The 23000-nt window shown below is 42.2% G+C and carries 26 protein-coding genes; 16 read left to right on the top strand and 10 right to left on the bottom strand.

The genetic code is table 11. The features are described from left to right. Window position 1 precedes the first annotated feature (1 nt). From rpsS to L1266_RS13225, 9 genes are all read left to right on the top strand, one after another. A complete protein-coding gene (rpsS, locus tag L1266_RS13265) occupies window positions 2-280 on the top strand; it encodes a 30S ribosomal protein S19 (RefSeq protein ID WP_010376377.1) in 279 nt (92 codons plus the stop codon). 14 nt (window positions 281-294) lie between these two features. Then, window positions 295-627, top strand: a complete 333-nt coding sequence (gene rplV / locus L1266_RS13260; protein WP_004588690.1) for a 50S ribosomal protein L22 — start codon at window positions 295-297, stop codon at window positions 625-627. A gap of 11 nt (window positions 628-638) precedes the next feature. Beyond that, window positions 639-1340 (top strand): 30S ribosomal protein S3, encoded by a 702-nt coding sequence (gene rpsC / locus L1266_RS13255; protein ID WP_054552370.1) that lies wholly within the window; start codon window positions 639-641, stop codon window positions 1338-1340. Between the two features lie 12 nt (window positions 1341-1352). Beyond that, entirely contained in the window at window positions 1353-1766 is a 414-nt protein-coding gene (gene rplP, locus L1266_RS13250; protein ID WP_036974208.1) for a 50S ribosomal protein L16, read from the top strand. Continuing rightward, window positions 1766-1957, top strand: a complete 192-nt coding sequence (rpmC, locus tag L1266_RS13245; RefSeq protein WP_054552371.1) for a 50S ribosomal protein L29 — start codon at window positions 1766-1768, stop codon at window positions 1955-1957. The genes rplP and rpmC overlap by 1 nt, the downstream gene beginning before the upstream one ends. Then, the gene (gene rpsQ, locus L1266_RS13240) at window positions 1957-2214 is read left to right on the top strand and encodes a 30S ribosomal protein S17 (protein WP_054552372.1); all 258 of its coding nucleotides are present in this window, start codon (window positions 1957-1959) and stop codon (window positions 2212-2214) included. Before rpmC ends, rpsQ begins: the two co-directional genes overlap by 1 nt. Before the next feature lie 136 nt (window positions 2215-2350). After that, window positions 2351-3073, top strand: a complete 723-nt coding sequence (locus L1266_RS13235; RefSeq protein ID WP_235377679.1) for a hypothetical protein — start codon at window positions 2351-2353, stop codon at window positions 3071-3073. Between the two features lie 65 nt (window positions 3074-3138). Then, entirely contained in the window at window positions 3139-3429 is a 291-nt protein-coding gene (locus L1266_RS13230) for a hypothetical protein (RefSeq protein WP_235377678.1), read from the top strand. Window positions 3430-3501: 72 nt separating this feature from the next. Continuing rightward, complete coding sequence (locus L1266_RS13225; protein ID WP_199528593.1) at window positions 3502-4092, top strand: hypothetical protein; 591 nt, start codon at window positions 3502-3504, stop codon at window positions 4090-4092. 43 nt (window positions 4093-4135) lie between these two features. Here L1266_RS13225 and L1266_RS13220 read toward each other — a convergent pair whose 3' ends face one another. After that, window positions 4136-5776, bottom strand: coding sequence for an endonuclease (locus tag L1266_RS13220; RefSeq protein ID WP_235377677.1), 1641 nt, complete (start codon window positions 5774-5776; stop codon window positions 4136-4138). Between the two features lie 349 nt (window positions 5777-6125). Here L1266_RS13220 and L1266_RS13215 point away from each other — a divergent pair, with 349 nt between their 5' ends. The 5 genes from L1266_RS13215 (at window position 6126) to L1266_RS13195 (ending at window position 11849) form a co-directional block, all read left to right on the top strand. Further along, window positions 6126-7940, top strand: a complete 1815-nt coding sequence (locus L1266_RS13215; protein ID WP_235377676.1) for an assimilatory sulfite reductase (NADPH) flavoprotein subunit — start codon at window positions 6126-6128, stop codon at window positions 7938-7940. A 48-nt stretch (window positions 7941-7988) separates the two neighbouring features. Further along, window positions 7989-9686: an assimilatory sulfite reductase (NADPH) hemoprotein subunit gene (gene cysI / locus L1266_RS13210; protein WP_138599061.1), complete on the top strand. Its 1698-nt coding sequence runs from the start codon at window positions 7989-7991 to the stop codon at window positions 9684-9686. A 38-nt stretch (window positions 9687-9724) separates the two neighbouring features. Continuing rightward, entirely contained in the window at window positions 9725-10465 is a 741-nt protein-coding gene (locus tag L1266_RS13205; protein WP_138618038.1) for a phosphoadenylyl-sulfate reductase, read from the top strand. A 100-nt stretch (window positions 10466-10565) separates the two neighbouring features. Beyond that, window positions 10566-11294, top strand: a complete 729-nt coding sequence (locus L1266_RS13200; RefSeq protein WP_054552380.1) for a substrate-binding periplasmic protein — start codon at window positions 10566-10568, stop codon at window positions 11292-11294. A gap of 12 nt (window positions 11295-11306) precedes the next feature. Continuing rightward, window positions 11307-11849 carry a DUF4124 domain-containing protein gene (locus tag L1266_RS13195; RefSeq protein ID WP_235377675.1) on the top strand — a complete coding sequence of 181 codons (543 nt, stop codon included), beginning with the start codon at window positions 11307-11309 and terminating at the stop codon, window positions 11847-11849. On the opposite strand, the gene L1266_RS13190 is transcribed toward L1266_RS13195, so the two are convergent. From L1266_RS13190 to L1266_RS13175, 4 genes are all read right to left on the bottom strand, one after another. Continuing rightward, window positions 11846-12091, bottom strand: a complete 246-nt coding sequence (locus L1266_RS13190) for a hypothetical protein (protein WP_054552382.1) — start codon at window positions 12089-12091, stop codon at window positions 11846-11848. The two genes, L1266_RS13195 and L1266_RS13190, sit on opposite strands and share 4 nt — an antisense overlap. A gap of 386 nt (window positions 12092-12477) precedes the next feature. Beyond that, window positions 12478-15228 (bottom strand): aconitate hydratase AcnA, encoded by a 2751-nt coding sequence (gene acnA / locus L1266_RS13185; RefSeq protein ID WP_235377674.1) that lies wholly within the window; start codon window positions 15226-15228, stop codon window positions 12478-12480. A 220-nt stretch (window positions 15229-15448) separates the two neighbouring features. Beyond that, window positions 15449-15868 carry a hypothetical protein gene (locus L1266_RS13180; RefSeq protein WP_054552384.1) on the bottom strand — a complete coding sequence of 140 codons (420 nt, stop codon included), beginning with the start codon at window positions 15866-15868 and terminating at the stop codon, window positions 15449-15451. Window positions 15869-15938: 70 nt separating this feature from the next. Further along, window positions 15939-16313: an RNA-binding S4 domain-containing protein gene (locus tag L1266_RS13175; RefSeq protein WP_138599152.1), complete on the bottom strand. Its 375-nt coding sequence runs from the start codon at window positions 16311-16313 to the stop codon at window positions 15939-15941. 235 nt (window positions 16314-16548) lie between these two features. On the opposite strand from L1266_RS13175, the gene L1266_RS13170 reads away from it, so the two are divergent. Next, window positions 16549-16836, top strand: a complete 288-nt coding sequence (locus tag L1266_RS13170; RefSeq protein ID WP_062566674.1) for a hypothetical protein — start codon at window positions 16549-16551, stop codon at window positions 16834-16836. Window positions 16837-16893: 57 nt separating this feature from the next. Beyond that, window positions 16894-17556 carry a hypothetical protein gene (locus L1266_RS13165; RefSeq protein ID WP_054552386.1) on the top strand — a complete coding sequence of 221 codons (663 nt, stop codon included), beginning with the start codon at window positions 16894-16896 and terminating at the stop codon, window positions 17554-17556. Here L1266_RS13165 and L1266_RS13160 read toward each other — a convergent pair. The 5 genes from L1266_RS13160 to glnA form a co-directional block, all read right to left on the bottom strand. Next, window positions 17553-18011 carry a cyclic nucleotide-binding domain-containing protein gene (locus tag L1266_RS13160; protein WP_138599054.1) on the bottom strand — a complete coding sequence of 153 codons (459 nt, stop codon included), beginning with the start codon at window positions 18009-18011 and terminating at the stop codon, window positions 17553-17555. The genes L1266_RS13165 and L1266_RS13160 overlap by 4 nt on opposite strands. A gap of 24 nt (window positions 18012-18035) precedes the next feature. Continuing rightward, window positions 18036-19421 (bottom strand): nitrogen regulation protein NR(I), encoded by a 1386-nt coding sequence (gene ntrC, locus L1266_RS13155; protein ID WP_235377673.1) that lies wholly within the window; start codon window positions 19419-19421, stop codon window positions 18036-18038. Between the two features lie 18 nt (window positions 19422-19439). Further along, window positions 19440-20510 carry a nitrogen regulation protein NR(II) gene (gene glnL / locus L1266_RS13150; RefSeq protein ID WP_054552389.1) on the bottom strand — a complete coding sequence of 357 codons (1071 nt, stop codon included), beginning with the start codon at window positions 20508-20510 and terminating at the stop codon, window positions 19440-19442. 80 nt (window positions 20511-20590) lie between these two features. Then, window positions 20591-21127, bottom strand: coding sequence for a DUF4124 domain-containing protein (locus tag L1266_RS13145; protein WP_054552390.1), 537 nt, complete (start codon window positions 21125-21127; stop codon window positions 20591-20593). Between the two features lie 118 nt (window positions 21128-21245). Next, window positions 21246-22652 (bottom strand): glutamate--ammonia ligase, encoded by a 1407-nt coding sequence (glnA, locus tag L1266_RS13140; protein ID WP_054552391.1) that lies wholly within the window; start codon window positions 22650-22652, stop codon window positions 21246-21248. Window positions 22653-23000 lie beyond the last annotated feature (348 nt).

The raw sequence follows: 23000 nt of genomic DNA, 5'->3' as shown, positions 1-23000 counted from the left end.
CATGCCACGTTCTCTCAAGAAAGGTCCTTTTATTGACCTACACTTGCTGAAGAAGGTAGAGAAAGCGTTGGAAAGCGGTGACAAGAAGCCAATTAAAACTTGGAGCCGTCGTTCAATGATCATACCTAACATGATCGGATTGACCATCGCTGTCCATAATGGTCGTCAGCACGTTCCTGTGTTCATCACAGACGAAATGATCGGTCACAAACTAGGTGAATTTGCACCAACTCGTACTTACCGCGGTCACGCTGCGGATAAGAAAGCGAAGAAACGTTAAGAGGGGAATGATAAATGCAAGCATTAGCTAAACATAAATTCGCCTCTGGTTCGGCGCAAAAAGCACGTCTAGTTGCAGATCAGATCCGCGGACTTCCGGTTGATCGCGCTCTAGAAATCCTGGCGTACAGCCCTAAAAAAGCGGCTGTATTAGTTAAAAAAGTACTTGAGTCTGCTATTGCTAACGCAGAGCATAACGAAGGTGCTGACATTGATGAGCTTCGTGTAACTACGATCTTTGTGGACGATGGTCCAACAATGAAGCGTATTATGCCACGTGCTAAAGGACGCGCAGACCGCATCCTTAAGCGTACAAGCCACATCACTGTTGTGGTTTCAGATAGCTAGGAGTATAAGTAATGGGACAAAAAGTTCATCCTACTGGTATTCGCCTAGGTATCTCTAAACCTTGGGTTTCTACCTGGTACGCGAATTCAAAAGATTTCTCTGATCAGCTTTTTGGCGATCACAAAGTACGTACTTTCCTTACTAAGGAATTAAAAGCGGCTTCTGTGTCTAAAATCGTTATCGAGCGTCCAGCTAAATCTATCCGTGTAACAATTCACACAGCTCGTCCTGGTGTTGTTATCGGTAAAAAAGGCGAAGACGTTGAAAAACTACGTCAAGCAGTAACTAAGATTGCAGGTGTTCCGGCTCAGATTAATATCGCTGAAGTTCGTAAGCCTGAACTTGATGCACAACTAGTAGCTGACGGTATTGCGTCACAGTTAGAGCGTCGTGTTATGTTCCGTCGCGCTATGAAGCGTTCGGTACAAAATGCAATGCGCATTGGTGCAAAGGGTATCAAAGTTGAAGTTAGCGGTCGTCTTGGCGGTGCTGAGATCGCACGTTCAGAATGGTATCGTGAAGGTCGTGTACCTCTACATACTCTTCGTGCTGATATCGACTACGCAACTTCTGAAGCCTTAACCACTTATGGTATCATTGGTGTTAAAGTTTGGATCTTCAAAGGCGAAGTTATTGGTGGTTTACCACTAGTACAAGAGCAAGAGAAGCCAGCTAAACGCGCGCCAAAGAAAGCCAAAAAAAGTGCTAAGTAGAGGTAGCGAGTAATGTTACAGCCAAAACGTACAAAATTCCGTAAAATGCACAAAGGCCGCAACCGCGGTTTAGCGCAAAACGGTAACAAAGTAAGCTTCGGTACTTTCGGTTTGAAAGCTACTGGCCGTGGCCGTATGACTGCTCGTCAAATCGAAGCAGCTCGTCGTGCTATGACACGTCACGTAAAGCGTCAAGGTAAAATCTGGATTCGTGTATTCCCAGATAAGCCAATTACGAACAAACCATTAGAAGTTCGTATGGGTAAAGGTAAAGGTTCTGTTGAATATTGGGTTGCTGAAATTCAACCTGGTAAAGTACTTTACGAAATGGAAGGTGTTTCTGAAGAGCTTGCTCGTGAAGCATTTAACCTTGCAGCGCGTAAATTACCATTCACAACAACTTTCGTAACTCGGACGGTGATGTAATGAAAGCTAGCGAACTAAAAGACAAAAGCGTAGAAGAGCTAAATGCTGAACTTCTAGGACTTCTTCGTGAGCAGTTCAACCTGCGCATGCAAGCAAGCACTGGTCAGTTAGCTCAGACACACACGCTAAGAACAGTACGTCGCGATATCGCGCGTGTAAAAACAGTTATTAACCAGAAGGCAGGTCAATAATGAGCGATAAAATCCGTACTCTTCAAGGCCGTGTAATCAGCGACAAGATGGATAAATCTTTCACTGTTGCTATCGCACGTTACGTGAAGCATCCAGTATATGGAAAATTCATCAAACGTACGACTAAACTACACGTACATGACGAAAACAACACAGCTCAAACTGGTGACGTAGTTACTATTTCTGAGTGCGCTCCTATTTCTAAGACTAAGTCTTGGACTTTAGTAGACGTTGTTGAGCGTCCAAAGAAAGCTTAATTTTTAATTAAGTTTCCTTACTAAAAAGCCCCGGCATCTGCTGGGGCTTTTTGTTTTTAAAATACCGCTTACCGCCATTTTCTGATGAACTATTTCACTCATCTGACACTCTTAAAAATAAAAATGAGGCGCTTGGGTGTTAAAAGGGAATTACAAAGCATGGATCATCTCGATATTGCTACATACTGTGCTTTTGTTGTTACTAGCTCGATATGGCAAGTTTGTGAAGCTTCCCGCCGTCACAGAACCGCCCAAGGTAATCAACGCGTATGTGAGTGTCGATTTAACAAAGCTACCAAGTTTGCAGAAGACTCAAGACAAACGTTTATCGGATCAGCCGCCAGAAATAGTTGATGAAGCGAAGGCTTTGCCGCTAAGAAAGGAAACCCCTCATAGCAGTCCTAAGCAGAAAAGCGATGATAGGGTTGTTGAATACTCAGTTAGTGAATCCCAAGAAGTGACAACTGAGGTCGCAAAGCCTGATCAGGCACCTGAACACTCAAAAACAACCGAAGTACCCTTTAAAAAGCTCAACCCGTATGCGCTAATTCCAGAGCTTAAGTTTGAAAATGACTCTTCTAATGCATCGCTATTTGGTCAGGTGAACGCCGCAAATAATAATTCGTCTGTAGGCAGGATATCTGTACCTGTGCAATTAACAGTATCAGATAAGGCAAAAGTCGTTTGGCAGAGTGGTGATGGTAGCAAGCGCATCGAGGTGCTAAATGGTATGTGTTATGGCATCGATTTTAATTCGGTGTTTGGTAAATCTGGAGTGCCAAGCGGTTCGCCCAGACCTTGTGAAGACAAGGATGCTAAATTATTTAAAGAAATAATGAATAAGTGGAGTAAAAACTAATAAAAAAACACTTTACCTCAACTTAACTTGAGCTTTTAAAGTGGCGTTTTTAAAAGGGCGCTACAATGAATCCATTAGAAAACTATCTATTAAGCTTGCAGATTAATACTTATAAAACTTCAATTTATCAAGTTATTGAAATACAAACGCGTATTTGGCAATCACTCCAATCAGGCTCTAGCTATGCACTGGCCATGCTGGAGGTATTAGAAGTAGTAAACCATTCAAAACAACAGCAGCATCAAGCACTGTTAAAGCAGGTGTTACAGCTTCTTGGCTATAGTGCCCAATCTCAAGTCGGTAATAATTTACTTGTTGTGCATAAGCACTTTTCACATTCGTTAGAATTATTATGAGCTGTCATTATTAGGTCACAAAGGTTGGGTGAAATAATACTGTTTTAAGGATTGAAACGGAGTTTCTGCATCATGAATGAGCAGCCAGAGATAATTATTATAGGTAATGGCCCAATAAATACCGAGCTTGCTAAGCTGATTGATTGTTGCCCTCGTGTCGTTCGTTTTAACCGCTGTGCAGCAATGCCTACGCACCTAGGTAGGCGATGCACTGATCTATGGCTACTGGGCCGAGGAAGGCAGGCGCAAAGCTTACTTACTGATCCGCTTGTGATGCCGCTTGAAGGGATAAGTAAAGTTGTCGTCACTGATCCTGCGCCAAATTTACTTATGCAGCACATATTCAAACTGATCCGCCGTCAAAGCCGGCTTGACCATGGTGACGCTTTGTTTAATAAATATGGCAAAGGATTACAGCAAGAAAGGTTAACCCAGCAATTTCGCCAATCAGTCCTTGAGTATCTATTAACGTTAGGGCCAACAATACATAAGCCATATTGCCCAAGTTCAGGAACTTTAGCGATTGTTCACTACCTTAAATTGTTTTCAAAAGTGCATATAGCAGGTTTTGGTTTTCAGGGCTGGAAGCGTCATCCGTGGCATTTAGAAAAACGCTATGTATCAGAGTTAATTCACGAAAACAAAGTCATTATGCTTGACTGAAAAAAGGCACTTAGCCGAAACTAAGCGCCTTGGCTTAACGAAGTTACCAAATCATTTCTACAAATTCTGGGTGATCCACAAATGGATTGCGGTTACCTTGATGTTCATAAGCGGCTTGGTTACGGTCAAGCTCTAATTGGCTAACGGGATCCTCGTTATGCCACTTTAATAACATAGTAACGACCCAGCTCTCAAAGACCTGATTAGATGAACCATTCAGTACAGCGTTACTGTAGGTTGTGTTGTTTTGCCATGAGCCAATCACGTTTTCATAGCGTGTTGCCATATAGAAGTACGCTCTTGCAAAGTCACCTTTAAATTCATCAATTGGTTCAAAAACCGTTCCTGAGTAATTTAATGAGCTGGCTGCACTACCTACTTTGCTGCCGTTACTAGAGGTATAGTTTGCACTAGCTACTTCACCAAATGGGTAGTTACTGCGTTTTGAATTGACATAACCGTCAGTGGCAAAAATATGATGTACGTCTGAATTCATTGGCTCAATTGTTCCACCAAACCAACTTTTCGGGAAAGAATGCTCACGGTTGTAGCAGTCTGCTTCGCTGTTGTATGTCCCACATTGGTCGCTCACAGCAACATAGTTGTAGCTGTCTTGGCCTGCAGGGTTTTCTGAATAACGATCTAAAATAGAGTTGTCGTTTTCAAAATACTTATCGCGTGAAGCAACATCGTAAAAGCTCCAAATCGCAGAATAGCCTTGTGAGTTGTGATCTTTAATGATGTTGTATAACTCTGTTTTTAGTGCATAACCACTAAGGCCTTGCGTTGTAACATAGTATCCCGATGGCTCTGTTGGGGTTGTACCACCACCGTCACCGCCGCCTGAGCTATCGCCTAGGCTAAACGGCGTTGCTTCTGAGCTTTGGAAGTTTGCACCACTGGCAAGTACTGTTTGACCTAATGAAAGGCTGTAACTGCCATTGCCGAATGAGCAGCATATGCCATCACCATAACTATCAAAAATAGTAAAGCTATAGTCACCATCCGTTAAACATGCTTGCTCACTGTACTGAGTATTTGCTACATAGCTGCCGCCTGATGCTACTGCACTACCTTGGCTATTGGTGATTTGCCAGCTGGTTTCTTCTCCATAGTTATCGGTAGTGAGGGTTAAAGACACTTGGTTATAGGCGCAGCTGCCCGAAGGTGGTGGGGTTGCGCCAGTGCTTGGTGCAAAGTTATCTACATAAACTACTTCGCTGCCATCAAAACCAGTTACGTCGTAAAAGCGCAGGCCAATATTAATTGATGTGGTAGCAGAGGCTGTGTACTGATAACTGATTTGTTGCCATTGATTAGTTAATGCTGAATTAGAATAGCCTTGATAGCCATCAACCACTAAGCGAGCTTTTACGCCGCCTTCTGTATGGTAAACCCAAGCTGAAAACTCATAAGTTTCACCCGCCACTACATCAACTAGCTGCTGTAAATCGGTATTACTTTGCGTGCCAGTATTAACCACGACTTGCGCTGAGTAATTACCTGAGTAAACCACATTACTATTAGCGCTAAGGCTAATACCGCTATCTATGGTGCTCCAGCTTGCAGGGGTGTTTGCTGACCAGCTTTCGAAGCTGGCGTTATTAACATTTGCCAATGCTGAACTCGCTAGGCACAGTAAGCCACTGGCTAGCATATATTTTTTACATGTCCCGTGTGACATTGTATTTTCCTTTTCATATTTTTTAATAGTTATTGCTGTTCTTAAAATGAACACAGCGAGTATAGGCTAATTGTCTTATGTTGCAATAATGTTAATTAATAAAAGTTTCTTATTTGGGAATTTTTGCTTTTAACATGTTTTTTTTGGATAAATACTAAATTAATAACTAAATGGAATATCAAAGCAGATTCTATTCTTTTTTAATCGCCTCAGACCTCGTTATTCTTCACGCTCAGATAAACCTTTAAAGCGTTTTTATTAGGTCTTTAAAGTCGAAAAAATTGTTCGCGAAATGACGGTAGCAAGTTCGTTTCGCAGTTAACTTTTCAGGGTTACGAGGAATAAATTCATGTTGTTAAGTCAACTAAATGCAGCGGCGAGCCCGCTATCGCAAGAGCAAGTACAAAAGCTGCAAGGCTTAGTGGCTGAACTTAATCCAATTCAGCAAGCGTGGGTAAGTGGTTACTTAGCTGCAAATGCCAACGCAGGTGCATTAACCGGTGGTGTTGCAGCCGCTCCAGATGCAGGTGATGCGGCCCCGCTAACTATTTTATACGGCTCGCAAACGGGTAACGCAAAAGGCGTGGCAAGTAAGTTAAAAGAGCAAGCAGAGTCGCGCGGTCTAACGGTTAAGTTAGTAAACATGGCTGACTACAAACCAACTGCCCTGAAAAAAGAAAAGTTCATCACGGTTGTTGTTTCAACTTACGGTGAGGGTGAACCACCAGAAGACGCTGAAAGTCTGCATGAATTCTTAACGACTAAAAAAGCACCAAAACTAGATGGTGTTAAAGTGGCTGTGATCGGCTTAGGTGATTCAAGCTACGAGTTCTTCTGCCAAACAGCAAAAGATTTTGAAGAGCGTTTTAACAAGCTTGGCGCAGAAACTATTTTCCAGCGTGCTGACTTAGATGTTGATTACGATGATGAAGCTGCTAAGTGGATTGACGGTGCACTTGATGCGTTTGAACCTGATCTTAAAGCGCAGCAGCAAGCAAGTGGTGGTCAAGTTGTGGCGATGCCATTTGGTGCCGCGGCACCAGCAGCAAGCCAATACACCAAGCAAAACCCATTTGCTGCAGAGCTAAGCGTTGTGCAAAAAATTACCGGTCGTGATTCAACCAAAGATGTGCGTCATGTTGAAATTTCATTAGAAGGTTCAGACATTACCTATACACCGGGTGACTCGCTAGGCGTTTACTTCTTAAATGACGAAGCGCTTGTTGATGAAGTACTTACGCTTACACAAATCGATTCATCTAGTACGGTTAAACTCGGCGACGAAGAACTAAGTATTCGTGATGCATTAATCGAAAAATTAGAATTAACTCAGTCTTATCCTGGCTTTGTTGAAAAATATGCAACAGCAACGGGCAACCCTGATTTATTAAAGCTAGTTGAAGATAGAGCGGCAATGCGTGAGTACATTGAGCCTCGCCAAATCTTCGATATTATTCGTCAAAACCCAGCTCAACTAGAAGCGCAAACATTAGTAGACTGCTTACGTAAACTACAAGCACGTTTATATTCGATTGCATCTAGCCAAGCAGAAGTTGAAGAAGAAGTTCATTTAACGGTGGGCTTGGTTGAGTTTGATGCATTCGGTAGCGAGCACTTAGGTGGTTGTTCTGGCTATTTAGCACGTCGTGCTGAGGAAGGCTGCAAAGTAAAAGTATTCAGCGAGCATAACGATAACTTCCGTTTACCGGCTAACGATGAAACGCCAATTATCATGGTAGGTCCGGGTACGGGTATTGCACCTTTCCGTGCGTTTTTACAAGAGCGTGATGCCCGTGAAGCAAGCGGTAAAAACTGGTTATTCTTTGGTAACCCACACTTTACCCAAGACTTTTTATATCAAGTAGAAATTCAAGGTTACTTGAAGTCAGGTTTACTGACTAAAGTGGATGTGGCGTTTAGCCGTGACCAAGCGGAAAAAGTATATGTTCAAGACAAACTTCGTAAAAACAGCCAAGAAGTATTTGCTTGGTTAGAAGCGGGTGCTCATTTCTATATCTGTGGTGATGCAAACCGTATGGCGAAAGATGTTCATCAGGCGCTTGTAGACATTATCAAAGAAAATAGCGGCAAAGATGATGAACAAGCTGAGCAATATTTAAAAGATTTACGTAGCGCAAATCGCTATCAGAAAGACGTGTACTAATCACGTTTAAAGCTAACAGCCGTCACTGTAACAAATTTAGGAAATACCATGAGCGAACAAGACAAAAACGTAAAGCTTTCTGATAACGAGCGTTTGAAAAGAGAAAGTAACTTTTTACGTGGCACAATTGAGCAAGATTTAAAAGACGAGATCACCGGTGGTTTCACTGCTGATAACTTCCAACTGATCCGTTTCCACGGCATGTACCAGCAAGATGACCGTGATATTCGCCCTGAGCGCGCTAAACAAAAATTAGAGCCGTTACATAACGTAATGTTACGTGCTCGTATGCCTGGCGGTATCATCAAGCCAGAGCAATGGTTAGCGATTGATAAGTTTGCTGAAGAGAAAACCAGCTATGGCAGTATTCGTTTAACCACGCGTCAAACGTTCCAGTTCCATGGTGTGCTTAAGCCAAACATTAAAGGCATGCACCAAATGCTCAATAGCGTGGGTATTGACTCAATTGCAACGGCGGGCGACGTAAACCGAAACGTATTATGTACAACGAACCCAGTTGAGTCTGAGCTTCACCAAGAAGCTTACGAGTGGGCAGCGAAGATCTCTGAGCACCTATTACCAAAAACCAAAGCGTACGCTGAAATTTGGTTAAATGGCGAAAAGAGTGAAACCACTGAAGAGCCAATCTTAGGTTCAACTTACTTACCGCGTAAGTTTAAAACCACAGTAACAATTCCACCGAACAATGAAGTGGATGTGCATGCGAACGACTTAAACTTCGTGGCAATCGCAGAAAACGGCAAGTTGGTTGGCTTTAACGTGTTAGTGGGTGGTGGTCTTGCGATGACTCACGGTGATACAGCAACGTATCCTCGTAAAGCAGATGACTTTGGTTTCATTCCACTTGAGCACACGTTAAAAATTGCTGAGCACGTGGTGTCTGTACAGCGTGATTGGGGTAACCGCTCAAATCGTAAAAATGCGAAAACTAAATACACACTAGACCGTGTAGGTTCTGATGTATTTAAAGCTGAAGTTGAAAAACGTGCCGGTGTTCAATTTCAGCAGAGCCGCCCGTATGAGTTCACTCACCGTGGTGACCGTATCGGTTGGGTTGAAGGTATTGATGGTAAGCACCACTTAACGCTGTTTATCCAAAGTGGCCGTATTTTAGATTACCCAAACCAACCACTTAAAACAGGCTGTCGTAAAATTGCTGAAATTCACCAAGGTGATTTCCGCATGACTGCAAACCAAAACTTGATCATCGCAGGTGTTCCGGCTGATCAAAAAGCGGTAATCGAAGAAATTGCTCGCAACCATGGCTTAATTGATGACAGCCATACAGAGCAGCGTAAAAACTCAATGGCGTGTGTGGCATTACCAACCTGTCCGCTAGCGATGGCTGAGGCAGAGCGTTATTTACCAAGCTTAATTGAGAAAACAGAAGCGCTATTAGCTAAGCACGGCATTAGCGATGACAACATCATTATGCGTGTTGTGGGTTGTCCGAATGGCTGTGGCCGCGCCATGTTGGCAGAAGCGGGTCTGGTTGGTAAAGGTCCGGGTAAATACAACGTGTACTTAGGCGGTAACCGCGAAGGCACGCGTATTCCAAAATTGTATTTAGAAAATGTCGGCGAAGACGTATACCTAGACGCATTCGATAAGCTAATTGGCCAATGGGCAAGTGAGCGTAATGAAGGCGAGTGTTTTGGTGATTTTGTAATTCGCAAAGGCATTGTTGCTGAAGTTAAAGTTTCAGTAACCGATTTTCACGCATAATTTTATAAGCGACACCGCTTTAAGGTTTGGAATTAACCATGAGTGAATTTAAAGACATCTTAACGATGAGTAAAGAAGACCAAACAGCCATGCTGGCTGATATTAATGGTCTTCTGACTGATAAAAGCGCAGAAGAGCGTGTTGCGTGGGCACTTGAAAACTTACCAAGCACTCACTTTTTGTCGTCGAGCTTTGGTATTCAAGCGGCGGTGATGTTGCATTTAGTGACATCGCAGCAGCCAGATATTCCAGTGGTACTGACTGACACGGGCTATTTGTTCCCTGAGACTTATCAGTTCATCGAGCAAATGACCGAGCGACTTTCGCTTAATCTTAAAGTTTATAAAGCACAGCTTAGCCCAGCGTGGCAAGAAGCGAAGTTTGGTAAACTTTGGGAGCAAGGTGAAGCCGGTATTAAGCAATACAATCAACTGAATAAAGTTGAGCCAATGACTCGCGCTTTAAACGAGCTGGAAGCAGGCACCTGGTTTAGTGGTTTGCGCCGTGACCAGTCATCAAGCCGTGCTGATAAGCAAATTGTTGAAATTAGCCGTGGCACAGTGAAAGTGTACCCACTTATCGAGTGGAATAACCGCGATATTTATCAGTATCTAACTAAGCATGATTTGCCGTATCACCCGCTTTGGGAGCAAGGTTATGTGTCTATGGGTGATGTTCACACCACCCGTAAACTTGAGCCAGGCATGACAGAAGAAGAAACGCGTTTCTTCGGTTTAAACCGTGAATGTGGCTTACATATTGATGGTGACGGTATCTAATCCTAAATTCCTATCAGAATTTTCTCAAAGCGCAGCTTAGCCTGCGCTTTTTTTGTGCTATTTATATACAATCCCTGGCTCAATTTTATGAGAGAAAATTATGAGTCGTGCCGTTGTTTTTTTATTATTGCTATTAATTACGCCTTTAGTGCGAGCAGAAACTTTACGTGTTGCGTTGTATGACACGGATTACCCACCTTATCATTTTGTTGATAGCGGTCAAAAAGGCCTAGTCGCTGACCTATTAAGCCGCTTTGCCGAAAAATATAATTATGATCTTCAGTACATGCTGGTACCAGAAGTGCGTTCGCAGCATTTACTTGATGAGGGTCAGGTTGATGTTCGTTTAGAGTCTGAGCAATGGTATCGTGGAGATAATCAATATTATTGGAGTGATAGTATTGCGATTGTTGAAGATATTTTAGTTATGCCCAGAGGTTGTCATATTCCAGCGATTGATGAGCTCGGCGGCTATGTGTTGATGGCTCGCTTTGGTTACACTTACCCGCAATTTGAAGCATTGTTTGCAGCTGGCAAGTTGCATCGTGAAGATTTTTACTCTGAAATAGATATGTTGAATGCTTTAGTCGATATGCAGCAAAATCAACGTGTTGCCGTCATCTCAAAAAACACATTGCAGTGGTATGCCTCAAGAAATCATGTCTTTAAGAAATTCACGGTAAGTGATTACAGTGTGGGTAGAGCGCCGATGCAATTACAGTTTACATACAATGAAAAAGGTAAGCATATGAGCGAGCAATTTAACGAATTTATGAAAAATCTTAAATCATCCGGTGAATTTGCTAAGATTGAGAGTAACTACCAATAATCGGTAAATGGAATGATTAAGCGTTTTTGTTATCTTGCGGTTATGTTGCTACTGACCAGTGTTGCCCTGCTGTTTTACATTAAAAAGCCAGACGGTAAACCTTACCTAGAGCTGAGCATGTTCGAGCGTTACGCAGAAAATGTAAGTGGTGATGTGAGTGATTTTGCTTCGCAAGGTGCCGATACACTGACCAGCCAAGCAAAAAAGCTCACTGAGACGTTGAGCTTTAGCAAAAACGCGGATGCACCTGTCGTCGTGTATAAATGGCAAGATGAACATGGTCAGTGGCACTATGCTGATACCCCTCACCCTAATTACGTTAGTACTACAGTAACTTTGGATCCGAACGATATAACTGTGTTACCTGCAGAGACTTTTCAAGCTGATGAAAAGCAAGCTGCAACAGTTAAAACTGACGAAGTACCTTCAGCGCTTGGGATATACGACCCTAAAAATGTACAAAAGATGATGCAAGATGCTGAGCAAGTAAAACAGCTTATGGAGCAACGTAACAAGCAACTTGAGCAGCAGCTCAAAGAGCAAGGTGGGAATTAGCTTTGTTTGTTTTGAGCTGTGAGATCGCTTTCCATTTTCATCAGTAAAATAGTGAGATAAATTTTGGTGGGTAACGAGAACAGCACACCAACAGCAATACACGCTGCGCTTATCATAATGCCATGTATACCCATGCTATCACTTAAGTAATTGCCGGCTAATAAAGAATGCCCCAAAATGATTAGACAAATACCTAAAATAATAAAGGTTTTTAAGATTCGAATGATGGTTTGTTCAGTCATACAAGCACCTCACTTTAGCCTTAATTAAAGTGTAGGTACTGTTGTCATTAAGAGGATTGTTCTAAATCAAGCAAGTGTCGGTTACTTGTCTAATTTTAACGCGCTGGTTTTTATGCGCTTTTCATTTTTTGTAAATAAGTGTGTTGCTCTAAACTGTAATTTATACCAATTCGCTTAATTAAGTGGTCTATTTTGAGGCAATAAAACCTCGTTGATAACAAGGCAAAAATTTCGTTATTTAGTTTGTTCTAAATCAGAAATTTTTAACGCAGGTAGCGACAGGTTTAATCCCTCAAAATGATTAAGTATTATTGCGGATTGGTATTACTGGTGTTCTAAACAAAAAAGGGGCTGAAAATTCAGCCCCTTAGTTAACTTAAAAGCAATTACTGCTCAGCCAGCATATTACGCAGAACATACTGTAAAATACCGCCATGTTTGTAGTAGTCCCATTCTTTCGGGGTATCTATACGTACATCAACACTAAAGCTAATTTGTTTTCCTTCGCTGTTAGTGGCAATCACACTGACTTCATTGGTTTTGTCGTATAAGCCTTCAAAATCGAACGACTCTTGGCCGGTTAAACCGAGTGACTCATAGCTTTCACCTTCTTTAAATTGTAGGGGTAAAACACCCATACCAATCAGGTTTGAACGGTGAATACGCTCATAGCTTTGTGCAATAACGGCTTTAACACCAAGCAGAAGTGAACCTTTAGCAGCCCAGTCGCGTGATGAGCCTGTGCCATATTCCGCGCCCGCTAAAATAATCAGTGGCGTGCCATCTTGCTGATATTGCATCGCTGCATCATAAATGCTGGCGAGCTCATCGCTTGGTTGCATACGGGTCACACCACCTTCGGTACCCGGTGCTAATAGATTACGTAAACGCACATTAGCAAAGGTACCTCGCATCATTACTTCGTGGTTACCACGACGCGAACCGTACGAGTTAAATTGTGCTTTTTGCACACCGTGCTCTTGCAAGTAAAGACCTGCTGGGGCATCTGCTTTAATCGCACCTGCTGGCGAAATGTGGTCAGTGGTTACTGAGTCACCTAATTTTGCTAAACAGCGCGCACCACTAATGCTAGGAATGCCAGGAGGCTCAATCTCCATGCCATCAAAGAATGGCGCTTTTTTGATGTAGGTTGACGCATCATCCCAATCATAAAGTTTGCCATCAGGAATTTGAATTTTCTGCCAACGATCATCACCTTGATACACATTGCCATAGCTTGATGCGAACATTTCTTTGGTGACAGTTTCGCGCACGAGTTCGTTCACTTCACTAACACTTGGCCAGATATTTTTTAGATAAATGTCATTACCATTAGGGTCTTGCGCAAGCGGCTCGTTATACACGTCTATATCTGTACGACCCGCAATTGCGTATGCAACCACAAGCGGTGGTGACGCTAAAAAGTTCATTTTCACATCTTGGTGAATACGGCCTTCAAAGTTACGGTTACCCGATAAAATAGAGCTTACAACTAGTTTATGCTTTTGAATAGCTTCACTGATTTCATCAGCTAGTGGGCCTGAGTTACCGATACAGGTTGTACAACCATAACCGACAAGGTTAAAGCCTAACGCATCTAAATCATCCATTAAGTCGGCTTTTTTCAAGTAATCAGTCACCACTTGTGAGCCCGGAGCAAGTGAGGTTTTAACCCATGGCTTAACCTTTAAGCCTAATTGTTTGGCTTTTTTAGCCACTAGGCCAGCAGCTAAAATAACACTTGGGTTTGACGTGTTTGTACAACTTGTAATTGCAGCAATGACACACGCACCATCATTAAGCTCAAACTCTTCGCCTTTAAAGTTAACCTTAGCTGCGCCCATAAACTGTGCTTCGTTTACTGGCTCATCAGGGTTAGTGGTTGGGCCCTCGTCTTCAATGCGCGCCTCTTGAACATCGCTTTTATCGCGATGTTGCATACGCTCTTCTTGAAAGCCTTTTAAATGCTCACCAATGATGCTACCTGCTTTATCAAGGGCAATTCTATCTTGCGGGCGCTTAGGTCCGGCAAGGCTTGGCACAACATCATCAAGTGATAGCTCTAGTGTGTCGGTATAATGAGCCTCATCGCCAGGGTTACGCCATAAACCTTGGTGCTTAGCATAGTCCTCGATGAGTTTGAGTTGTTTGTCATCGCGGTTAGTTAAACGTAGGTAGTTGATGGTTTCATCATCAATTGGGAAAATACCGCAGGTTGCACCATACTCAGGCGCCATGTTTGCAATAGTTGCACGGTCTGCAAGTGGTAAATCAGCTAGACCATCACCATAAAACTCAACAAATTTACCTACTACGCCATGCTTACGCAGCATTTCTGTCACGGTTAGTACAAGGTCGGTTGCAGTTGTGCCTTCTGGCAGGCGACCATTTAGCTTAAAGCCAATGACCTGTGGAATGAGTAAGCTGATTGGTTGACCAAGCATTGCGGCCTCGGCTTCAATACCACCGACACCCCAGCCTAGTACCCCAAGACCATTGATCATGGTGGTGTGCGAATCGGTTCCGACTAGGGTATCTGGGTAGGCGAGTGATTTACCATTTTTACTATCGTTAAATACCACGCGGGCTAAATATTCTAAATTTACTTGGTGTACGATGCCGGTTGCTGGTGGCACGACTTTCAAGTTATCGAAGGCAGTTTGCCCCCAGCGTAAAAATTCGTAACGCTCTTTGTTACGCTCATATTCAAGTTTTGCATTTAAGTCGAATGAACCATCTTCACCGTAGCCGTCAACTTGTACTGAATGGTCAATAACAAGCTCGGCAGGCGACAGCGGATTAATCTTCGCAGGGTCGCCGCCAAGTTTTTCCATGGCATCACGCATCGCGGCTAAATCGACAATGGCGGGTACGCCGGTAAAATCTTGCATGACAACACGAGCAGGCGTAAACGCGACTTCTGCTGATGGTTTCGCTTGAGGGTCCCAGTTTAATAAGGCATCGATATCTTGCTTTTTAATATTAACGCCATCTTCATTGCGCAACAGGTTTTCAAGTAAGATTTTTAGAGAGAATGGCAGACGTTTTGCTTTGTCGCCTAAACCTTGTAAAGAGTGAATATGGTATTGCTCACCATTAATCGTAAGCTGCTTTTGGGTATCAAAACTGTTATTCATTATTTGCCCCTGTGGTTTGAGCAAGCAATTTGGCTTGCTTTGTTGTTTCCTTTTCGAAATAGACACAGTGTTATTGCAAACTTAATACCAGCTGAGAAATTCATCTAGCTGATGAAAAAATATGCTACCTAATATAGTTGCTGCTGATGTGATTTATTTCAAGGGAAGGAGGCAGATAAAAAGGGTAGTCACTTTAAACTACCCTCAGAAATAAGTGTTTTTAGTTAAGCCAGTTTTGTTGTTTACCTTTATGGCTAATAAACAGTAATAGTAAACCAATAACGATAACACACAATGGCATTGCTAATGCGCTAGTACCAAACATAGCAAGGCTATCTATCACCACAAAATTATAATATTGCTGGACTAATACGGCGATAAACGAGATTAAAAATAACTCGCGCGCAAGGGCTTTTTTTACCAGTAATAAGATGCTCGCGAAGCTTGCTGCAAACACGGCTATCGCAAAGGCAGCCGTTGACCAGAGCGGTATGTCGCGGTATGCGGCTTGTTGTGCTTCGGGGAGTTGGTTAATCATTTCGGGTGTGATCAACAGTTGCATTATAAATGCAATGACACCTAAAAGATTCCATACAAGGGCTGCCCAAGCAAGTGGCTTGAGCCAAGCTGGAGGATTCATAAATCACCTTTTATTGTTGTTATAATCGCATTCAATTAAAGGTGATTTATGCTAACTAAGCAAGCTCTAGTTAACCAAAAGAGATAGGGCGGCGACCGGTTTTTTCGTCTACTTTTGGTTTTTTAGTACGTTTACGCTTCGATTTTTTTGGCGCTTCTTCAGTGCTTTGTGGTTGTGCTTTTTGTACAGGTTCCGGTGGGCGAGGATTCGGTGTTGCATCTTCGCTTAAAGTAAGTTGGAACAACTCACCATCGAAAGCCAACACGTCACCACTGTATAATTTTTTCCGTTTTATTGTACAAATTTCATAGTTAACCCCAACATAACCTTCACCAATTAAGGCTTTTGCTTGGCCACCAGTTTCGACTAGGTCGAGCACTTTTAACAAGTTGCATAACTCTATTGGCTCTTCTTCTAGTTCAATTTCGATGAAATCTTCGTTCATGTTGGTCTCTCTTAATTCAATCGCAGCCATTATAGAGCCTAGCACTCAATTGAACCAAGATTAAATTTTTAAGCTCTTCAGGCGGTTAAAATTTACAGCAATAAAAAATCTGACATTTTTATAAACAGTAAAAAAACTGCAGTATTTACTGGGTACACTGCGCGCGTTCGGAATTGGTGTACAAATTGCTAAATGCATGTCCGTTTCATTTTTTATTCGTTCAGGAGAAGTTGTAATGGGCGTAAGATCAGCGCTAAGAAAAGAGTTAATGGGTTTGCAAGATTCGTCATTGCTTGCTGCAGATGATGTGCGAGCTTTGTTAACGCAAACAATTAAATCTCAGCCTGAAAAGTCAGAACAAGGTTTTGCGTTAATTTCGCGTTTTAATGATAATCATAGCCAGTTAAGTTCAGGTGAAACAAATAAAGAAAAACTGCTTCAGCATCAAACTCACCGTTTATTTAAAGATATTTTATATACCCGTCAAAGTGTTAATAGTTGGCTAAAAAAACATCTTAATTAATTGATTTATTGTTTTTCTCACTTTAGACTACACTTGTAATCTAAAGTGAGAAAGAATATGAAAAGGATAATTTCGGCAGCCATATTTTTAATTTTGGCTGGTTGTCAGCAAGCTACAGTCTACGTATACACAGAAAATCTTGATCAGTCGCAGTTGCAATCATTAGAGCAAGCATTAAATAAGCAAAGCTTACCCTATGAATACACTCAGCTCCCAGTGCCAAGAGAGTTTGCGGATGCAACCTTAATGTTATCGAGTGATAAAATCCTCACTCATGAAACTGAGCAACTTGCTGAAATTATGCAAGGATTGGGTTATGAAGTTGAAATCAAATACACCACAGATGCCAACCACTTTTACAATCATGGCAATATTGGCTTTTATTTAAAAGCTAAAAATACTACCACTAATTTTACTATGCCGGCTCGTGTACTCACCACAGGATGTGTTGAAGACAAGTATAATGATCTTGTTGTTACATTCAGTGATAAGCAAGCTCACTTTACTCTTGCTGGCGGTAGTAAAGTTACTCTTGATTGGGAATACTTATACGGCCACCTAGTCATTTATTATAAAAACTATTCGCAAAGTTACAGCCATTTAACGCCAGAAGTGAGTACCCCTTTTGGTATGAAACCATCAGACACCTACCGTTACACGGCTCGCGTTAATAGCCCAAGTTGGTTAAATTGCTCATTTCAAATTGTGTATATGGACTAGCTACGTGACTCAAGGTAAGTGCTTAACTTAGTAATACGTTCACTCATACCTTCGATTATGCGATCTTTAATTTTCTCGCGGATCACATTCGGCAAGCGGGTAAGTGCCTCAGGGGTGATAGCTAACAAAATGGTATCAACTTTTGCGCGCGCACTGGTACTGTGCTCGCGGTTATTGATAAAAGCACCTTCACCGATAAATTCACCGGGCTCAATGGTACCAAGTTCGAGTAAATGGCTTTGTTTGAACACCATCAGTGAGCCGCTTAGCACAATATAAAGTCGTTTATCAGTATCGTATTGTTTGAAAACAGCGCGGCCTTGCTTGACCAAATACAAATGACTGAATGACTCTAATAACACTTGTCGTTCGCTTAATGTGAACTCTCTAAAAAATGGTAATCTGTTAATAATTTCCATTTGTTTAATTAGTGGAATGTGCTCGATTAAATTCATTGACTCACATTGGGTTGCGCGAAATTAGCTAATATTGCGCTCTTTTAGCTTGCGGGTCAATGTATTACGACCCCAGCCGATCTTCACTGCGGCTTCTTGCTTGTGCCCAGCGCAGTTGGCAAGAGCAGTTTTAATCAAGCGAGTCTCGAGTTGTGCTTGAATGGCAGGCCAAATATTTTCTTTACCTTGTTTAAGCTCAAGGTTAAGCCATTGTTGAAATGCATCTAGCCAGTCGCCTTCTTGCTCGATTGGTGTAACTGCGAAGATTTCAGGTGGTAAATCTTGTTCACTTATAAGTTCACCCGGCGCCATAACGGTTAACCAACGACAGGTGTTCTCTAATTGGCGCACGTTACCTGGCCAGTTAAATAGGCGTAGTTGCTCAGTGGCTTTTGGGCTTAAAATTTTGCTGTCAACTTGCAGCTCTTTGGCACTTTTATGTAAAAAGTGTTGTGCTAGTCGTTCAATATCTTCCGTACGCTCACGCAGCGCGGGTAAGCGTAAACGCACTACGTTTAAGCGGTGGAATAAGTCGTCACGAAACTTACCTTGTTTTACCAAGTCTTCGAGGTTTTGGTGCGTTGCAGCAATAATACGTACATCAACTTTAATACTTTGATGGCCGCCCACGCGGTAAAACTCACCATCGGCTAACACGCGTAATAAACGTGTTTGAACGTCGAGTGGCATATCACCAATTTCATCTAAAAATAAAGTGCCACCATTCGCCTGTTCGAAACGGCCTTTACGAATGCTGTCGGCTCCAGTAAATGCGCCTTTTTCGTGGCCAAATAACTCTGACTCAACTAATTCTTTAGGAATGGCAGCCATATTCAGTGCTATAAATTGGTTTACTTTGCGTGGGCTGTGGTTATGCAGGGCGCTTGCAACTAGCTCTTTACCTGTCCCTGACTCACCATTAATCAGCACGCTCATACTTGATGCTGATAATTTACCGATCGCGCGAAACACCTCTTGCATTGCAGGTGCTTCGCCTATGATATGCGCATTGGTTTGTGGTGCTTGTTTGCGTTTAGTTTTCTTCGTTGAGTTAGCACGACAGGCGCTTTCTACCAGTGCCACGGCTTCGTCTAAGTCAAACGGTTTGGCGAGGTACTCAAACGCCCCTTTTTGGAAGGCATTTACCGCCGAATCTAAATCCGAGTGAGCTGTCATGATAATAACAGGTAAGCCAGGATTTTGCTCGGCAATTGTTTCGAGTAACGCCATGCCGTCCATGCCAGGCATACGCACATCAGATACCAATACCGTGGGCTGGCTAAACTTTAATGCGTTAAGCACATCTTGTGCGTTTGCATAGCTTTCAGTGTCAAATCCTGCACGTGCCAACGCTTTTTCCAATACAAAGCGAATTGAGGCATCATCATCAACTAACCAGACTGTTTTCATGACTACTCCAAAAAACCATTAATCCGTAAAAGGCAAATAGATATTAAATTCTGTATGGCCTGGCCAACTGTCACAATCAATGTGGCCGTCATGTTGGTCAACCAAGGTTTGCGCTATCGATAAACCAAGCCCTGATCCATTTTCTTTGTTGGTGATCATTGGGTAGAACAAGGTTTCACGTAAGCTCTTGTCTATACCTGGGCCGTTATCCGAAATTTGGATCAGCAAGGTTTTTTTCGGTGCCTTACCCGGGCGCCTGTGTTGATGATTGATGCGAGTTTTTATTCTTATCTCGCCACCATCAACAAGTGCCTGTTGTGCATTACGAATAATGTTCAGTACCACTTGCTGAATTTTACTCTGATCTATGTATACACTCGGTATACTTGGATCATAGTCTTTCACTAAAGTGATATTGGCATTGTTGTCTAACATGCTCAGTTTAATCACCGACTCTAACGCTTGGTGAATATTGCCATGGGATTTGTGTGGCAGTTGATTCGGACCAAGTAAACGGTCGACAAGCTCGCGTAAACGGTCTGCTTGTTCAATGATTAATTCGGCACATTGATCACGTTCTTGCTGATCAACCTCATACTGCAATAATTGCGCCGCTCCGCGAATTCCACCTAAAGGATTTTTAATTTCATGTGCTAAACCACGAATAAGGTTACGGGCAGCTTGATATTGATGCATTTGATTCGAAGCTTGGTCATGGCGAATTTCATCATCCATTTGGCGGCATTCGAACAGGATATAATTTTCATCGTTGCTACTTATTCGGCGTGTGCTAATAGTTAACTTGGCATGGCGAGAATCGACGAACACCACGTCAGCTCTATGTTGGTGGCAATCGACACCGTCAAACAACGAATACTGAGCAATACGTTTTAAATCTATCGAGTGGTAGTTAAATAGGTTGTCGAACGGTTGGTTGATGATACGTTTTGGGCCTAAACCTAAAAGCTCACTGGCGCTATCGTTTGCGTAAACCAGTTTAAAATCATGATCGAGTAAAATAACAGCAGTACTTAAATTTTTCCAAATACTGTCGAGTAATTGAGAATTAAAATGTAAATCTCTGAGCATGGTTGCACCATTTTAGTGCGTTTCAATTTAGTGCAGCTTAGCATAGTCTTTTTGCTTTGCGAGACATCATGTCGAAAATTCTAATTTCCGTTATTAATTGAAGTTCTGTGCATGAAAAAAGTGCTGACTGGGCTAACTGAAACGAGTTTATTATTTGCATCAAAAAGTTTCGCTTGTAATGTGTGTTCGCCTCGAAAGACCTCTCTTAGAGCAAAGGTCGTGCTATTACTTGGTGCGCCATGAGGTGAACCATCAACGAGTAATTGAACTTTGAAACCAGTTTCAAAACGGGGGCTGATTCGTGTAGTAACATAAACAGAACCTGTATTTTCTCTCACAGTTTCTTCATTTGCGGGGGCTGCAATTGACACTTTAAAGTTAACAGGGACTGCACTTGGAGCAGTATCAAGAATACTGGTATCAGCTGCAGGCATTGTAAGGTTTTGGGTATTTAACTTGACCTCAGTAGCACCGGGGCGAGGAGTATCAGAAAATACTAATACACCATTCTCATCTTTCCAAGAATAGACTTTTTGTGCTGCTGTATAACCAAAAAAGCTTGCAAATAATAACGATAATACCAATAAGGTTGTGCTTTTCACCCTGCGACCCTGCATTTTTTCACTTAACTAAAACTGTAGAGTAGAACCCGCTCAATTACCATTAAAAAAGCCCGCAGAGCGGGCTTGAGAACACACATTTATTATCTTTTAGATAATTCTGATACAGCGTGTATTACACGCTGTAGTACATTTCGAACTCAACTGGGTGAGTTGTCATGTTAAGTTTTTCAACTTCTTGGCTCTTAAGCGCGATGTATGCATCGATTAGGTCATCAGTGAATACGCCACCTTGAGTTAAGAACTCACGGTCTGCGTCTAATGATGCAAGTGCTTCTTGTAAAGAAGATGCAACTTGTGGGATCTCAGCTGCTTCTTCAGCAGGTAGATCGTATAAATCTTTGTCCATTGCATCGCCAGGGTGGATCTTGTTCTTGATACCGTCTAGGCCAGCCATAAGCATTGCAGAGAATGCTAAGTATGGGTTAGCTGTTGGATCAGGGAAACGTACTTCGATACGACGTGCTTTTGCAGACGGTACCACTGGGATACGGATTGAAGCAGAACGGTTACGTGCAGAGTATGCAAGCATTACAGGAGCTTCGAAGCCTGGTACTAAACGCTTGTATGAGTTCGTTGACGCGTTAGCGAATGCGTTGATTGCTTTAGCGTGCTTGATGATACCACCGATGTAGTAAAGTGCTTCTTCAGAAAGACCTGCGTATTTGTCACCCGCGAAGATGTTTACGCCATCTTTACCTAGAGATTGGTGACAGTGCATACCAGAACCGTTATCACCTACGATTGGTTTAGGCATGAATGTCGCTGTTTTTCCGTATAAGTGAGCCATGTTATGGATAACATATTTCATCTCTTGGATTTCGTCAGCTTTTAATACCATTGTATTGAAGCGAGTTGCGATCTCATTTTGACCTGCAGTTGCTACTTCGTGGTGGTGAGCTTCTACTACTTGACCTAGTTCTTCAAGAACTAAACAAGTTGCTGAACGCCAGTCATGTGATGAATCAACAGGTGAACACGGGAAGTAACCGCCTTTAACACCTGGACGGTGACCCATGTTGCCACCTTCGTAATCTTTATCTGAGTTCCAAGCAGCTTCTACAGAATCGATTTTGTACATAGAACCAGACATGTCTGATTTGTATTTAACGTCATCAAAAAGGAAGAATTCTGGCTCTGGACCGAATAATACAGTGTCAGCAATACCAGTAGAGCGCATGTACTCTTCAGCGCGTTTTGCAACAGAACGTGGATCACGCTCGTAACCTTGAAGTGTTGAAGGCTCAACTACGTCACAACGTACGATTAGTGTAGCTTCTTCAGAAAACGGGTCCATTTTCGCAGACTCAGGAACAGGCATAAGTACCATGTCTGATTCGTTGATACCTTTCCAGCCAGCAATTGAAGAACCGTCAAACATTTTGCCGTCTTCGAAGAAATCTTCATCAATTTGATGATGAGGAATAGAAACATGCTGTTCTTTACCTTTGGTATCAGTAAAGCGTAAATCAATGAACTTAACGTCATTTTCTTTGATAAAATCTAAAACCGATTGTGACATGTGTCCTCCAATTGTTGGGTTTTATTTTTGCTGCATTATTGCTTTTCGCTTATATAAGCTGGTTTCGTGCCATGTTTTTAACACCTTGTTTAGGCTTGTAAAAAGTGAACAGGGCTTCGTTTTGTCAACTTTCGTTGCACTAAGTTGGTGCGTAAAAAGATCATTCTGGTGCGTAAAAAGTGCGACCTTGTTTTGCACAATTATTGAGCGTGCCAATTTTTCGGTTATGAACACGATTTAGTGCCAAAATATGGTTCAAAAACTAAAATTTCGCCAGTTTTGAGCTCAGATTCACTTTAATTTTCATAAATTTGTCATTTATAAAACAGATACTTATAAAAAGCCTGA

The organism is Pseudoalteromonas sp. Cn5-37 (genome assembly GCF_021532495.1).
GTDB lineage: Bacteria > Pseudomonadota > Gammaproteobacteria > Enterobacterales > Alteromonadaceae > Pseudoalteromonas > Pseudoalteromonas simplex.
The sequence above is the reverse complement of the archived record's forward strand: the minus strand, read 5'-3'. Positions and strand labels throughout refer to the sequence as shown.